General features: G+C 63.0%; 15 protein-coding genes. 12 read left to right on the plus strand and 3 right to left on the minus strand.

Going from position 1 to position 15,274, the window contains the following annotated elements:
- Nucleotides 1-4: 4 nt before the first annotated feature.
- From J2X44_RS10835 to J2X44_RS10850, 4 genes are all read left to right on the plus strand, one after another.
- Nucleotides 5-652, plus strand: a complete 648-nt coding sequence (locus tag J2X44_RS10835) for a CpaD family pilus assembly protein (protein WP_310083659.1) — start codon at nucleotides 5-7, stop codon at nucleotides 650-652.
- Nucleotides 649-1,923, plus strand: coding sequence for a pilus assembly protein CpaE (locus J2X44_RS10840; protein ID WP_310083662.1), 1,275 nt, complete (start codon nucleotides 649-651; stop codon nucleotides 1,921-1,923). The genes J2X44_RS10835 and J2X44_RS10840 overlap by 4 nt, the downstream gene beginning before the upstream one ends.
- A 53-nt stretch (nucleotides 1,924-1,976) precedes the next feature.
- Nucleotides 1,977-2,945 (plus strand): type II secretion system F family protein, encoded by a 969-nt coding sequence (locus J2X44_RS10845; RefSeq protein ID WP_310083665.1) that lies wholly within the window; start codon nucleotides 1,977-1,979, stop codon nucleotides 2,943-2,945.
- Between the two features lie 70 nt (nucleotides 2,946-3,015).
- The gene (locus J2X44_RS10850) at nucleotides 3,016-3,993 is read left to right on the plus strand and encodes a type II secretion system F family protein (RefSeq protein ID WP_310087008.1); all 978 of its coding nucleotides are present in this window, start codon (nucleotides 3,016-3,018) and stop codon (nucleotides 3,991-3,993) included.
- Nucleotides 3,994-4,049: 56 nt separating this feature from the next.
- On the opposite strand, the gene J2X44_RS10855 is transcribed toward J2X44_RS10850, so the two are convergent.
- Nucleotides 4,050-5,051, minus strand: a complete 1,002-nt coding sequence (locus J2X44_RS10855; protein ID WP_310083668.1) for a fumarylacetoacetate hydrolase family protein — start codon at nucleotides 5,049-5,051, stop codon at nucleotides 4,050-4,052.
- A 58-nt stretch (nucleotides 5,052-5,109) separates the two neighbouring features.
- Nucleotides 5,110-5,523 carry a hypothetical protein gene (locus J2X44_RS10860; RefSeq protein ID WP_310083670.1) on the minus strand — a complete coding sequence of 138 codons (414 nt, stop codon included), beginning with the start codon at nucleotides 5,521-5,523 and terminating at the stop codon, nucleotides 5,110-5,112.
- A 149-nt stretch (nucleotides 5,524-5,672) separates the two neighbouring features.
- Between J2X44_RS10860 and J2X44_RS10865 the strand changes: the two genes are divergently transcribed.
- The 4 genes from J2X44_RS10865 (at nucleotide 5,673) to J2X44_RS10880 (ending at nucleotide 8,034) form a co-directional block, all read left to right on the plus strand.
- On the plus strand, nucleotides 5,673-6,905 hold the full coding sequence (locus J2X44_RS10865; RefSeq protein WP_310083673.1) for an ATP-binding protein: 1,233 nt from the start codon (nucleotides 5,673-5,675) through the stop codon (nucleotides 6,903-6,905).
- 188 nt (nucleotides 6,906-7,093) lie between these two features.
- On the plus strand, nucleotides 7,094-7,300 hold the full coding sequence (locus J2X44_RS10870) for a cold-shock protein (protein ID WP_310083676.1): 207 nt from the start codon (nucleotides 7,094-7,096) through the stop codon (nucleotides 7,298-7,300).
- Between the two features lie 3 nt (nucleotides 7,301-7,303).
- Entirely contained in the window at nucleotides 7,304-7,567 is a 264-nt protein-coding gene (infA, locus tag J2X44_RS10875) for a translation initiation factor IF-1 (RefSeq protein WP_310083678.1), read from the plus strand.
- A gap of 227 nt (nucleotides 7,568-7,794) precedes the next feature.
- Entirely contained in the window at nucleotides 7,795-8,034 is a 240-nt protein-coding gene (locus J2X44_RS10880) for a hypothetical protein (protein ID WP_310083680.1), read from the plus strand.
- Here J2X44_RS10880 and J2X44_RS10885 read toward each other — a convergent pair.
- On the minus strand, nucleotides 8,031-9,347 hold the full coding sequence (locus J2X44_RS10885; RefSeq protein WP_310083683.1) for an aspartate aminotransferase family protein: 1,317 nt from the start codon (nucleotides 9,345-9,347) through the stop codon (nucleotides 8,031-8,033). The genes J2X44_RS10880 and J2X44_RS10885 overlap by 4 nt on opposite strands.
- Nucleotides 9,348-9,845: 498 nt before the next feature.
- On the opposite strand from J2X44_RS10885, the gene J2X44_RS10890 reads away from it, so the two are divergent.
- The 4 genes from J2X44_RS10890 to J2X44_RS10905 are packed head-to-tail and all read left to right on the plus strand — an operon-like array spanning nucleotide 9,846 to nucleotide 15,226.
- Entirely contained in the window at nucleotides 9,846-11,192 is a 1,347-nt protein-coding gene (locus J2X44_RS10890) for a glutamine synthetase family protein (protein ID WP_310083686.1), read from the plus strand.
- A gap of 14 nt (nucleotides 11,193-11,206) precedes the next feature.
- Nucleotides 11,207-12,487, plus strand: a complete 1,281-nt coding sequence (locus J2X44_RS10895) for an FAD-binding oxidoreductase (protein WP_310083689.1) — start codon at nucleotides 11,207-11,209, stop codon at nucleotides 12,485-12,487.
- A complete protein-coding gene (locus J2X44_RS10900) occupies nucleotides 12,484-13,827 on the plus strand; it encodes an aspartate aminotransferase family protein (protein ID WP_310083692.1) in 1,344 nt (447 codons plus the stop codon). The genes J2X44_RS10895 and J2X44_RS10900 overlap by 4 nt, the downstream gene beginning before the upstream one ends.
- Before the next feature lie 7 nt (nucleotides 13,828-13,834).
- On the plus strand, nucleotides 13,835-15,226 hold the full coding sequence (locus tag J2X44_RS10905; protein WP_310083694.1) for a glutamine synthetase family protein: 1,392 nt from the start codon (nucleotides 13,835-13,837) through the stop codon (nucleotides 15,224-15,226).
- Nucleotides 15,227-15,274 lie beyond the last annotated feature (48 nt).

A 15,274-nucleotide genomic window follows, 5' to 3' on the forward strand; every position in this document is an offset into this window, starting at 1 on the left:
AGTGATGAAGAAGATCGCAACTTGGACGGTTCTGGCGCTGGCCACCTCGCTCGCCGGCTGCGGGGGCACCGCCTACACCAACCGTAGCCTGGATTCGGTGCATCAGCCGGTCGTGCGCAACGCAATCTATCAATTCGACGTCGCCGCCGCCAATGGCGAGCTGCCGCCCAGCGAACAGGGCCGCCTCCAAGGGTGGCTCGACGCGATGGGTGTGCGCTACGGCGATCGCATCTCGATCGAAGACCCGTCCGTTTACGGCGCCACGTCGGCGCAGGCGACGGTGCGGTCGATGGTCGCGCGGCGCGGCTTGCTGGTGACCAACGATGTTCCCGTGACGACCGGAGCGGTGCCGCAGGATCACCTGCGGGTTATCGTGACCCGCGCGTCGGCATCGGTGCCCGGTTGCCCCAATTGGGACAGCAAATCCGCGATCAATATCGCGAACGCAACCTCGTCCAACTATGGCTGCGCGAGCAACAGCAACCTGGCGGCGATGGTCGCCGATCCCAACGACCTGATCAAGGGCGCGCGCAACGCGGGCAATGATCCGTCGATGGCAACGCGCGCGATCAAGACGTTCCGCGAAAAGCCGCCGACCGGCGCCGGTGAACTGCGCGGCAACGCAACCAGCAACAGCGGAGGTGGCCAGTGAACGCTCCTTTCAAACCGGTCGGCGCGCGCGATCCGTTCAGCGCCTTTGTCTGCGACGACGACACGCTGGAGCTGATCCGCGCCGCCGCCAACGACATGGGCTGGCCGATCGAAAAATGTAACAAGGGCGGCCTGCGCAATGCCGTGCAATCGCTGTCGGTGTCCGCTAGTCCGAACATCCTGTTCGTCGACATGTCCGAATCGGGCGATCCGATCAACGACATCAATGCGCTGGCTGAAGTTTGCGAACCCGGCACGGTGGTGATCGCGGCGGGCCAGGTCAATGACGTCCGTCTGTATCGTGACCTGCTGTCGAGTGGGATTCAGGACTATCTGCTGAAACCGCTGTCGCTGGAACAGGTCCGCGAATCGCTGACCATGGCGCACGCAATGCTGACCGCGCCGAAACATGCCGACATGCAGGACGACAAGCCGCATCACATGATGGCGGTCGTCGGCGTGCGCGGCGGTGTCGGAGCCTCGCTGGTGTCGACCTCGCTCGCTTGGGCGATGAGCGAACAGGCAGGCCGCCAGACCGCGCTGCTCGACCTCGATGTCCATTTCGGCACCGGCGCCCTGACGCTCGACCTGGAGCCCGGCCGCGGCTTGATCGACGCGATCGACAACCCCAGCCGTATCGACGGCCTTTTCATCGAGCGCGCGATGGTGCGGGCATCGGACAAACTCAGCCTGCTGTCGGCCGAAGCGCCGATCCATCAGCCGGTGATGACCGACGGCTCGGCCTTCTTCCAGCTGGAAGAAGAGCTGCGCGGCGCGTTCGAGATGACGATCGTAGATATTCCGCGCCAGGTTCTGATTCCCTTTCCGCACTTGGTGTCGGAAGCTGGAACGATCCTGCTGGTCAGCGATGTGACGCTCGCCGCGGCGCGCGATACGATCCGCTTGCTGTCATGGTTCAAGCAGAATGTGCCCGGCGCCCGCGTCGTGCTGGTCGCCAACAAATTCCAGAACGCCGTCGGCGAATTATCGCGCAAGGAATTCGAATCGTCGATCGAACGCCAGATCGACATCGTAATTCCGTTCGATCCGAAATTGGTCAGCCAGTCTGCGAAGCTGGGGAAATCCTATGCTGAAGTCTGCAAGGGCACGAAAGCAGCGCAGGTGTGGACCAACTTGATGCGCCTGATCCTTGATGGAGCCGACGTTGAAGCCGAGGAGGCGCAGACCGCCCAGGTCAAGGGCAAGTCGGGCGGGTCATTGCTCGGCAAACTTGGGCTGATGTCGAAAAAGGGTGCGAAACAGCCGGCGTGACCCCGAAACCCGGGTATCACTGCCACTAGCTATAGAAGCGGACATCAGCCGACATGAATCTGCCAGTCATCCTTATCGTCGCGGGGGCTTTCCTGGCCTTTGCTATCCTCGTGATTCTGCTTGGCGGCCCGTCTGCCGGCAAGGCGAAGACGCGGCGGCTGGCGATGGTCAAGGATCGCCACGCCGCTTCGACCGAAGCCGTAGTCGCGGCGCAGATGCGCAAAACGATCCAGTCGGGCGGTAAGGGCAGTTCGTCCCTGACAAGCCTGATGCCGCGCCGCGAGGAAATGGAAAAGCGTATCCGTCGGACCGGCAAGGGCTGGACGCTGACGCAGTATATGTTCGCATCGATGGCGTTGTTCGTCGTTGTCACCGGCGGTCTGCTGGTAGTGCGCGCGCCGATCCTGATGGCAGGCATGATCGGTCTGTTTCTCAGCCTCGGCCTGCCTTATCTGGTCGTCGGACGGGCGATCAAAAAACGCGTCGCCCAGTTCAATACGCGTTTTCCGGATGCCATCGACCTGCTGGTCCGCGGCCTGCGGTCGGGTTTGCCGGTCACCGAAACTTTTCAGGTCGTAAGCCAAGAGTTGCCCGGCCCGGTCGGCGAGGAATTCAAGGGCGTCGTCGAACGCATCCGCATCGGCAACACGATGGAAGCCGCGCTACAGGAATCGGCCGTGATGCTGGGAACCCCCGAGTTCCAGTTTTTCTGCATCACCATCCAGATTCAGCGCGAAACCGGCGGCAACCTGGCGGAAACACTGGCGAACCTGTCCGACGTGCTGCGCAAGCGCGCCCAGATGAAACTGAAAATCCGTGCCATGTCATCGGAAGCCAAAGCGTCGGCGTATATCGTCGGTGCCCTGCCCTTCTTCGTGTTCGGCGTCGTCTGGTCCATGAACCCGTCGTATCTCGCGGGCTTCTTTACCGAACAGCGCCTGATGATCGCCGGGATCGGCGGGCTGATCTGGATGAGCATCGGCGCCGGGATCATGGCCAAAATGATCAGCTTCGAGATCTGAAGGGGCAAGACCAGTGAACAGCAGCCTCCTTCTCACCACATTTACCGGCGCCCAGACTGGCCCGACGCTGATGGGCGTCGATGTCATCTGGGCCGGCACGATGTTGGCCGCCGTCGGCGTCTTTGCCGTTCTTTTCGCCATCTATGGCGCACTGACCGTGCGCAATCCGATGACCAAACGCGTCAAGGCGCTCAACGAACGCCGCGAGCAGTTGAAAGCTGGCATCACCGCTTCGACCGCGAAGCGCCGTGCCAAGCTGGTCCGCAAGAACCAGCACGCCGACAAGATGCGGACGTTCCTTGGCAAGCTCCAGGTGTTGCAGGAAGGTCAGGTCAAGGAGGTCCAGCAAAAGCTGGCCCAGGCGGGCATTCGGTCGAAGGATTTGGCCGTCGCGGTGATTTTCGGCCGCATGGTCCTGCCGATCGTGTTCGGCGGGCTTGCCGCGTTCCTGATCTATGGCATCGAAATGTGGCCCGATCTGACCCCGTTCAAACGGTCGGGCGCCACCATGGCGGCGCTCATTCTTGGCTACAAGGCGCCCGACCTGTTCGTGCAGAACAAACGGTCCAAGCGCACCGACGCGATCCGCAAAGGGCTTCCCGACGCGCTCGATCTGCTCGTGATCTGCGCCGAAGCGGGTCTGACAGTCGATACTGCCTTTTCCCGCGTATCAAAAGAACTGGGCCGCGCCTATCCAGAACTGGGCGAAGAATTTGCGCTGACGTCGATCGAACTCGGCTTTTTGACCGAGCGCCGTCAGGCGTTCGAAAACCTCGCTTATCGCGTCAATCTGGAATCAGTGAAGGGCGTCGTCACGACGATGATCCAGACCGAGAAATACGGGACGCCGCTGGCCAGCGCGCTGCGCGTGTTGTCGGCCGAATTCCGCAACGAACGCATGATGCGCGCCGAAGAAAAGGCCGCCCGGCTGCCCGCGATCATGACCGTGCCGCTGATCCTGTTCATTCTGCCGGTGCTGTTCGTCGTGATCCTTGGTCCCGCGGCCTGTTCGCTCAGCGACGCGATGTCGGGCGGCAGCTTCGGCTGATCGCCGGACCAAATCCAACGACCAAAGGGGCGGGTGCAGACCCGCCCCTTTTTTTATCACATTACCTGCTGTTCGATCGCGCCAAAAATGCTGTGGTGCCGCTCGTCGTCCATCCAGATGCGAACGCTATCGCCTTTTTGCATGAAGGGCGTCTTGGCCTCGCCCTGCTGGATCGTCTCGACCGTCCGCACTTCGGCGAGGCAGGAATAGCCCAGACCGCCGTCGGCGATCGGCTTGCCCGGACCGCCGTCGGCGTCGCGGTTCGACACGGTGCCCGACCCGATGATCGTCCCCGCGCCCAGATCGCGCGTCTTGGCCGCGTGGGCGATCAACGCACCGAAATCGAAGGTCATGTCGACGCCGGCGTCGGCGCGGCCCAGCGGCTGACCGTTCAGATCGACGCACAAAGTGCCGTGCAGCTTGCCGTCCTGCCAGCGATCGCCCAGTGCTTCAGGCGTCACAAACACCGGCGACATCGCACTCGACGGCTTCGACTGGAAAAAGCCGAAGCCCTTGGCGAGTTCGCCGGGGATCAAACCGCGCAGCGACACGTCGTTGGTCAGCCCGACGAGCAGAATTGTCTCGCGCGCTGCGGCCGCATCGATGCCTGCCGGGACGTCGCCGGTCACCACCACGACTTCGGCTTCCATATCGCACCCCCACGCCGGATCGGCGAGCGGGATCGGGTCGCGAGGCGCCAGAAATGCGTCGCTGCCGCCCTGATACATCAACGGATCGTGCCAGAAACTGTCGGGCATTTCGGCGCCGCGTGCCTGCCGGACCAGCGCGACGTGGTTCACATAGGCGCTGCCGTCGGCCCATTGATAGGCGCGGGGCAAGGGCGAGGCGGCGTCACGTTCGTGAAAGCGTTCCTTGGGGATCGCATCGTGATTCAGGTCTTCGGCCAGCGCGGCGAGGCGCGGCGCGGCATAGGCCCAATTGTCGAGCGCCGCCTGCATCGTCGCCGCGATCTGACCAGCGTCGGCGTACCAGGCGAGATCGTCGGACACGACGACAAGACGACCGTCGCGACCCTGTTTGAGCGAAGCTAGTTTCACGGAAACTCCTTTGGCTGACGACGCGGCTGAACCGACATCGCCAGAATAGGAGCGAAAATCAGCGCGACGTCGTGATCGATGCGAAACAGGTAAAGCCGCTCTGCCCCGCCTGCAAGCGCCGGATATACTGCAGATACGCCTGCGACTGACTATAGGTCGTGCCGGGCAGCGTCTGGCCGCGGAACGCACGCTTGACTTCTTCGCCGGTGAACGGGCGCAGCGCGCCCGGAAACGCACCCTTGGTGCCGGGCGGCACCAGCTTGCCCTGGGTGTCGATAAATTTGCCGGCGCCGCCCGGACCGGGGACCGGAATCTGGCAATTCATCACCGATACCGCGGTCTGGGCAAAGGCGGGGCGGATCGTCAGCGCGGCGGAGACGCCGGCGGCGCCCAGCGCCAGCATCCGGCGCCTCGACGGAATGGCTTCGCCCATGTTGTCGGGGCTTTCGGACGGAATTTCGCGATGATCCATGCGCGGCGCATAACCCAATGACACGCCAAGGAAAAGCAAAACACCGACCCAGCATCACCGCTTCCCGCTTTGGGACATTCACCGCCTATGCGTTAACGGCAGGAAATCGCCTTGCGCCCGCCCCTCGCTTCGTGCGAGGCGCGCAGGCGATGTTCGATCGCCTGTCCAGCTTCGTCATTGCCCTCACGATGGTTGCCATCGCGGCGATCTTTGCCGCGCTCTCCGGCGGCGACCCCTTGTCGATCGCGATCATGGCGGTCGCAGGGCTTGTTGCCGCCGCGATCGTTTACGGCGCGCTGCCTGCAGCGCCACCAGAACCGCAGGGCGCCGCACCATCCACCGTCCCCAATGTCCCTCCGTCGCTGCTCCGTCATCCCGATTTCGCGCATTGGGTCGATCAGGAAAAGGAACCCCTGTTCGGCATTGCCGACAATATTGTCACCATTGCCAACGACGCGGCGGTTCGGCTGCTCGGGCGGCATATCGTCGGCGCCGATGTGCGAACCGCGATCCGCCACCCTGCCGCGACCGAATGGCTGTCGCGCATTCAGGGCGACGCGCCGCTCGAAACCGTCAATTTGATCGATTTCCCGCGGCCCGGCCAGCGTTGGACGATGCGGATCGCCGCTTTGTCGGGCAGCGAATATATCATCTTTCTGTCCGACCGGTCGGCGATCGACGCCGCCGATCGGATGCGATCCGATTTCGTCGCCAACGCCAGCCACGAACTGCGCACGCCGCTCGCGGCGATCCTCGGCTATGTCGAAACATTACAGGAAATGAACGGCGACACCGATGCGCCGACCCGCGACCGTTTCCTGTCGATCATCGAACGCGAGGCGCGGCGGATGCAACAGTTGGTCATCGATCTGCTGTCGATCTCGCGGGTCGAGGCCGACCGCTTTCGTCGCCCGACGACGACGGTCGATCTGGCGGCGATCGTCCGCACCGCGATCGGGCAGCTCAGCGACAGCGAACCGGCGCGCGCGAAAGATGTGGTCGCCGCGCTGGGCGACGCCACTCAGCCGATGGTTGGCGACGCGGCGCAGCTCAGCCAGCTCGCCCACAACATCATTTCCAATGCCATGAAATATGGCCATGCCGGAACCCCGGTGACGATCGAACTTGTGCGCGAGGGGCGCCGGGTCCGCCTGTCGGTCAGCGACGTCGGCGACGGGATTGCCCCCGACCACCTGCCGCGCCTGACCGAGCGCTTCTATCGCGTCGACGAAGCACGCAGCCGCTCGGTCGGCGGAACTGGCCTCGGCCTCGCGATCGTGAAGCATATCGGGGAACGCCATCAGGGCCAGCTCGACATCGACAGCGAAGTCGGCAGGGGAACGCGGGTTTCGGTGACTTTCCCGCTGCATATCAGCGATTGAAAGCTCGCCTTACCAAGCCTGAATCCTTGGCTATCCTTGACTTTTCATACCATAGCGCCTATTTGTATCGAGCTATCGTCGCTTACGACGGATTTTGTTGCCGTAACGGCAGGACCTTCCTTCCTCACGCTTCCTGGCGTCATCGTTATGAAACGGTGACAAATCCACTTCCGTGAAAGGAACGCCTCATGGCAATCGGCACCGTGAAATTCTTCAACACCGACAAAGGTTATGGCTTCATCGCCAACGAGGATGGCTCGGGCGACAGTTTCGTCCACATCACCGCCCTCGAACGGTCGGGCATGTCGACGCTGAACCAGGATCAGCGCGTATCTTACGATCTGGAAACCGACCAGCGCGGCAAAGTCGCCGCGGTCAACATCCAGTCGGCCTGATCTTTGGCCAAAGAGGAACTGCTGACACTCGACGGCCAGATCGACGAGATTCTTCCCGACGGACGCTTTGGCGTCGTGTTGGAAAATGATCATCGAATTATCGCCTATACGGCGGGCCGGATGCGACGCTTTCGCATCCGCTCGGTCGTCGGCGATGCCGTTCGCGTCGAAATGACGCCTTACGACCTGACCAAGGGCCGCATCGTGTATCGCGATCGCGGCGCCGGTCCGGCCGGCAGCGGTCCGCGCAAGGGCAACCGGCGCTGATCCCGACAATAATAAAATCAATGAATACAGGACAATATGAACTTAATTTCGAATAGCTTCCCTTCCCTCCTCCGCCCTTATGCCGCGATCGACGCGCCGGCGCGAAAGTCCATCCGGCGCTCGCCGACCCTGTCGCAAAGCGAATTACGCCGCCTGATCGCCCAGATGATCGACTGAACCCACTCAGTCCAACCGCCGACCCCACCCCAGACCAAAGGATAACCGCCATGTCGAACACCAGTGACTTCTATCAAGCCCAGGCTGATAAATGCGCGCTGGATGCGGCGGCGAGCACCTTGTCGCAGGTTCGCGACCGCAATCTGCGTGCCGAACAGGCGTGGCGGACGATGGCCGAACGTCTGGTCCAGACCGAAGCGACGCGCGCCCGTCAGGTCGCTGCCACTGCGGCAAAAGCCGAAGCGAACGCCGAGGCCGCCGCATTGCACATCGACGGTCTGGAGCGTTAATCGACCGCGTCGAGGAGGTCGGCAATCTTGGCGAACATTTCGTCGATCTGCCCCTTCTCGACGATCAGTGGCGGCGACAGCGCGATGATGTCGCCGGTCGCGCGCACCAGCAAGCCATTGTCGAAGCAGGCGTGGAACAGTTCCATCGCGCGCGCCGTCGGCGCGCCCGGGCGGGGCTCGAGTTCAATGCCTGCCACAAGGCCGATGGTGCGGACATCGATGACGTGCCGCTTGCCTTTCAGGCTATGCGCAGCATCTTCCCAATAGCCGCCGAGTTCGATCGCGCGATCGAACAGGCCATCGCGCGCGTACAAGTCCAGCGTCGCAAGCCCTGCCGCGCTCGCCAGCGGGTGCCCCGAATAAGTGTAACCGTGGAACAGCTCGATGCCCGCATCGACGCTGTCCAGCACCGCATCGTGTAGTGCGCGCTTCACCGCGACGGCACCCATCGGCACCGCGGCGTTGGTCAGCCCCTTGGCCATGGTGATGATGTCGGGGGTCACCCCCCACTGCCCCGCCGCAGTCGAGCCGCCGACGCGCCCAAAGGCGGTGATCACCTCGTCAAAGATCAGAATGATGCCATGCCGGTCGCAAATCTCGCGCAGCCGCTGCAGATAGCCGACCGGCGGCACCAGCACGCCGGTCGATCCCGCCATCGGCTCGACGATCACCGCCGCAATCGTTTCGGCGCCGTGCAGATCGACCAGTCTCTGAAGATCCTCGGCAAGTTCGGCGCCGTACTGCGGAAAACCGCGCGTGAAGGCATTGCGGTCGATGTCATGGGTATGACGGATATGATCGACGCCGGGTAGCCCGCCGCCAAACGCCCGGCGGTTGTTGACGAGGCCGCCGACGCTGATCCCGCCAAAGCCGGTGCCATGATAACCGCGTTCGCGCCCGATCAGCCGGGTGCGCGTCCCCTGCCCCTTCGCCCGCTGGATCGCGAGCGCGATTTTCAGCGCCGTATCAACCGATTCCGAGCCGCTGTTGGTAAAGAAAATCCGGTCGAGCCCGTCGGGCATCAATGTGGCAAGCCGCTGCGCGAGTTCAAACGGCAGCGGATGACCGAGCTGGAAGGTCGGCGCGAAATCGAGCGTTGCGGCGGCCTTCGCGATCGCTTCGGTAATTTCTGGGCGGCAATGACCCGCGTTGCTACACCATAATCCCGAGGTGCCGTCCAATATCTCGCGACCGTCGCTCGACCGGTAATGCATCCCACTTGCCGAGACGAGCTGGCGCGGGTTGGCCTTGAACGCGCGGTTCGCGGTGAAGGGCATCCAGAAGGACGCCAGCTGATCGTTATCGCCCCGCATCATGCGCCCCCATGATCCGTTACTTTTCGGACGGCGCACGCACTCAATTGCGGTCGGAAGGTCACAAAGGTCACACTACGCACCCCTCTTGTATCTCTCACGTGGAGCAACATGCCGCGCACCCGCGAAGCAGACAGAAAACAGGGCGCGAACATGACATGGCGCGAGGTTATCGCGCCAGGAGAATGTAAGACAGTGAAAAATCAGGTGGCGGAATTGCGGCTTTGGGGTGGGGAGCTGCCCGCATGAACTCGTCACCCCGGACTTGATCCGGGGTCGATGAGGCCATGCGCCGCCCGCTGCTGAGAGGGCGCATGGATCCCGGATCAAGTCCGGGATGACGAAAGTTTATGTCCGCTTCTGGTCGCAAGCGGACATTCTACCCCGCAGGATGGTCGCGGAAAAATGGCCGATAACGGCCCCTCTGGCGCTCGGCTTCACTTCGCGATAGGCTGGTCTTCTACAAACGGGCCAGCTCCTTGGCCCAATCGGGGGCTCATGTCAGTCAATCTGGAACAGTGGATCAGCGACCATAAGATCGACGAAGTCGAATGTATCGTCCCCGACATCAACGGGGTCCAGCGCGGCAAGGTGCTGCCGGCCAAAAAATTCCTGTCGTCGGTCAAGGACAAGTCGCTGCGGATTCCCGGCAGCGTGTTCATCTGCACGATCGACGGCCATTATCCCGAGGACATCGACGACATCTGGGACAAGGATCCCGACAAGATCCTGATCGCCGATCCCAGCACGATCTGCATCGCGCCGGGGTTCAAATCGCCGACCGCCTTTGTCATCGCCGATGTGCTGAACCGCGACGGCAGCGAGGTCGATATCGCGCCGCGCACCATCCTGAAAAAAGTTCTCGCGCTCTATGCCGAAAAAGGCTGGCGCCCGGTCATCGCGCCCGAGGTCGAATTTTACCTGGTGTCGCAAAATGTCGATCCCGACTTCCCGCTGACGCCGCCAACCGGGCAGTCGGGGCGCAGCGAGTCCGCCAGCCAGCCCTATGGGCTGGAGGCGATGAACGAATATGAGGATATCATCGATCATATCTATGACGATTGCGAGCTGATGGGGCTCGACATCGACACGATGATCCACGAAATGGGCGCCGCCCAGCTGGAGGTCAATTTCGAGCATGGCGACCCGCTGCGGCTGGCCGATGAGGTGTTTCTGTTCAAGCGCGTCGTGCGCAACGTTGCGAAGCAACATGACGTCTATGCGACCTTCATGGCCAACCCCATGGCGGGTCAGCCGGGCAGCGCAATGCACATTCATCAATCGGTCGTCGACCGGGTCACCGGCAAAAATCTGTTTTCGACCGCCAATGGGCGCGACAGCGCGATGTTCCGCAGCTACATCGCGGGCCTCGTGCGTTACATGCCGCAGATCGCGCCGCTGTGGGCGCCTAACGTCAACAGCTTTCGCCGGATGCGGCCCGACAGCGCGGCGCCGATCAACGTCCAGTGGGGCGAGGACAACCGGTCGTGCGGGTTCCGCGTCCCCATTTCGGAAAAGGCCAACCGCCGGGTCGAAAACCGGCTGCCCGGTGCCGACAGCAATCCTTATCTGGCGATCGCCGCATCGCTGATCTGCGGCTATATCGGCGTCGTTGACCGCATGGTTCCAGCCAAGTCGATCACCGGCAGCGCGTATAACCGCGCCCGCACCCTGCCCCGCACATTGGAGGCGGCGCTCGACCGGTTCAGCTCGTGCAAGAAGGTGCGTAATCTGCTCGGCGACGATTTCTTCGAAATCTTCTTTGCGGTGAAGGATTATGAGCTTTTCAACTACCAGTCGGTGGTGTCGAGCTGGGAACGCGAGCATCTGTTGATGCGGGTCTGACCCGCAGTTCCGCCATGTCTGAACCGCTAACTTACAGCTATTACGGCGGAAGCGCACATCGCTGGCCCGTCCAGCCACGCCTTGACGGTGATCGCCAGTGCGACGTTGTGGTTATCGGCGGCGGGTTCACCGGCCTGTCTGCTGCGCTCGCTTGTGCCGAACGCGGCTTTTCGGTGATTCTGCTGGAAAAGGAAAAAATCGCTTTTGGCGCCTCCGGCCGCAACGGCGGCCAGCTCATTCCTGGCCTTCGTTGGACCGCGTCGGAGTTGGAGGAGGATTTTGGCAAGGAGCGCACTGATGCGCTTTTCGACCTTTGCTGGCGTCAGAACCGGGTAAAAGCTCGCATCGAAAAACATCATATCAACTGCGATCTGAAAGCAGGACACCTCGAAGCGGCATGGACGCCCGCCGATTTCGAGGCAATGCGGCGCGAGGCTGAACATCTTTCGGCGCGCTTCGGCTATCAGAGCAACGCGATCGCCAAGCCGGACATGGGCGCACATATCGGCAGTACGTTATATCACGGCGGGATCTACGACCAGCAGGGCGGCCACTTTCACCCGATCAATTATGCAATTGGTCTCGGTAAGGCGGCGCTCGCGGCGGGCGTGATCATATTAGAGGATTGCCGGGCATTCGGAGTGATCGATGGCCTCCAACCCGTCGTGTCGGCTTTGGGCGGCGATATTCGGGCACGTCATGTCATTCTGGCGGCCGATAGCTGGATGAGCGAAATATGGACGCGCGATGATGCGCCGCGTCTCGGCCGCTACACCGTACCGATCATGAATTACAACGTCGCAACCGCGCCGCTCGCGAACGCCGAGGCGCTGCTCCCGACCGACGCCGCCGTCGCGGACAGTCGCTTCGTGCTCAACTATTTCCGCCTGTCGGCTGACAAGCGCCTGATCTTTGGTGGCGGCGAGCGTTATTCGCAGACGCCGCCGAAGGATATTGCCGCCTTCGTGCGGCCGTTCATGGCCGAAGTGTTTCCGCAGATCGGCGATGCAAAAATCGACTATGGCTGGGGCGGCGCGGTCGCGGTGACGATGAACCGGCTGCCGCATATCGGACGGCGCGGGAATGTGTTTTTCGCGCATGGTTTTTCGGGGCATGGCGCGCTGGTGACGACGCTGGCGGGCGAGCTGATTGCCGAGGCGATGGCGGGGACCGCCGAGCGGTTCGATGTGCTCGCCAATCTGCCCAGTCGCCCCTTCCCCGGCGGCAAATGGTTGCGCCAGCCGCTCGCGACGTTGGGGCTGCTCTATTATGCGATGAAGGACAAGCTCGGGTGATCGGCGATGCCGCCATCGCGCGCGTCGCGGCGCGCGAAGCCGACCGCTTTCGCGGCGCAAACCCGCGCGCCTTTGCGCATCATGCCGCGGCATCCGGTTGGTTCCAGTCGGTGCCGTTCCACTGGATGCGCGACTGGCCCAGCCCGGTGCCCATCGTCGCGGCATCGGCCCGTGACGCGACGCTGACCAGCATCGACGGCCACACCTATGACGATTTTTGCCTTGGCGACACCGCCAGCCTGTTCGGTCATTCGCCGCCTGCGCTCGCCGCCGCGCTGGCGAAGCAGGCGGGCGAAGGGCTGAGCTATATGCTCCCGACCGAACGCGGCGCGGCGCTTGCGGCAAAGCTCGCGGCGATGTTCGCGTTACCCCAATGGCAGGTCACGACCACCGCCAGCGAAGCCAATCGCGCGGTGATCCGCTGGTGCCGCGGGATCAGCGGGCGCCCGAAAATCCTGACCTTCAACGGCGCCTATCATGGCGCGGTCGATGATGCCTTTGTCGATCTGATAGGCGGCGCGCCGGTCATGCGCGCTAGCCTGATCGGGCAGGTTCACGATCAGCGCGCCACGACCACGGTGATCGAATTCAACGACGAGCAGGCTCTCGCCGATGCGCTGCGCCGCGGCGACGTCGCGTGTGTGCTCGCCGAGCCGGTGATGACCAATGTCGGTATGGTGCGCGATGCGCCGGGGTTTCCCACAACGCTCCGCAAGCTGTGCGACGAGACAGGTACGTTGCTGGTGTTCGACGAAACGCACACCATTTCTTCGGGCTATGGCGGTCATGGCGTGACCCATGGCACAGCGCCCGATATGATCGTTGTCGGCAAGTCGATCGGCGGCGGGGTTCCTTGCGCGGTCTATGGCTTTTCGGCTGCGGTCGGCGAACGCATGGCCGCCCTCAACCATTCGCGCCCACCCGGACACAGCGGCATCGGGACGACACTCTCCGCCAACGCGCTCGCGATCACCGCGATGGACGCGATGTTGTCCGACGTCATCACCCCCGCCGCCTATGACCATATGCTACGCGGCGCCGCGCGACTGGTCGCCGGGCTGGAGCAGGAAATCGCCGCCGCCGGTCTCGACTGGCATGTCACCCAAGTCGGCGCGCGGGTCGAATTCCTCACCTGCCCCACCCCGCCCCGAAACGGCGGCGAAGCGAAGGCCGCGATGCAGCCCGACCTCGAAGCCGCAATCCATCTGTTCCTCGCCAACCGCGGGATTTTGCTGGCGCCGTTTCACAATATGATGTTGGTGAGCCCGGTTACCGGCGGCGACCAGATCGACCGGTTGGTGAGCGGCTTTGCCGACTGCACCAAAGCGTTGAAGGAGTAGAGGGGCGATGTCGAAATCATCGGGCGTGATCGCGCCGCGTTCGGAGGCCGAGGCTTTTTTCAAGGCGAACCCCGACGTCGATTCGATCGAGATGATCTACACCGACTTCGGCGGCGTCCCGCGCGGCAAGCGGCTGCGCCAGCATGAGGTGATGGCGGTGTATGAAAGCGGGCGGATGTTCCCGGGATCGATCACCGTCGTCGACATCACCGGCCAGGATACCGTCGAAACGGGGCTGGTGTGGGAGGACGGCGACGCGGACCGGTCGATGAAGCCGATCCCCGGCACGCTTGTTCGCACCCCGTGGGGCGGCGACCATGCCGCGCAATTCCTCGTCGATTTCTACGAGCTCGATGGAACCCCGCACGATCTCGACCCGCGCCATGTGCTGGGCCGCCTCGTCGATCGCTTCGCCGCCGATGGCCTGACGCCTGCGCTTGCGGTCGAGCTGGAATTCTACCTCGTCGACCCGCGCCGCGCCCGCGACGGCACTGTGCGTCCTGCGCGCCCGGGCTACAGCCGCGACACCCCGCGCAATGTCGAAGTCTATGGCCTGCGCGAGCTGGACGATTTCCGCCCCTTCTTCGACGCACTCTACGCCGCCACCGAAGTGCAAGGCTTGCCGCTCGAAAGCGCGATTTCCGAATTCGCGCCGGGCCAGTTCGAGCTGACCCTGTGCTACAAGCCCGACACGCTGCGCGCCTGCGACGATGCCATCATGTACAAGCGTCTCGTCAAGGCAATTGCCCAGCAACAGGGGCTGGAGGCGACCTTCATGGCCAAGCCCTTTGCCGACCACGCGGGCAGCGGCATGCACATCCACGTCTCGATGAATGACGACAAGGGCAGCAATATCTTCGCCAGCGACGATCCCGAGGGCACCCCCGCGCTGCGCCACGCGATCGGCGGAATGATCACGACGGTCGGCGACGCCTTTGCGCTCTTCGCGCCGCACGCGAATAGCTATCGGCGGTTCAAGGCGAACAGCTACGCCCCGGTCGCGCCGACCTGGGGCGTCAACAATCGCACCGTGTCGTTCCGCATTCCCGCTGGCCCGCCGCCCAGCCGCCATGTCGAACACCGCGCCTGCGGCGCCGACGCCAATCCCTATCTCGCCGTCGCCGCCGTGCTCGCCGGGATGCATCACGGCATGACAAACCAGATCGACCCGGGCGCCGCAGTGGTCGGCAACGGCTATGACCGCGACAACAGCGGCGACGACAAGCCCCCGTCGAACTGGTTCGCCGCGGTCGATCGTTTCCACGATTCGAAGCTGATGCGCGACTATCTGGGCACCCGGTTTGTCGAGATGTTCAGCATCGTCAAACGCGTCGAGCAAGACCGCTATTTCGGCGTCGTGCCGACGCTTGATTACGACTGGTACCTCCGCAACGCATGAATATGTCAAAGATTCCTGTTGCGCTGCAAAATAACCTCTTTCCAAGCG

This window comes from Sphingopyxis sp. BE259 (genome assembly GCF_031457495.1).
In the GTDB taxonomy this organism is placed as follows: domain Bacteria; phylum Pseudomonadota; class Alphaproteobacteria; order Sphingomonadales; family Sphingomonadaceae; genus Sphingopyxis.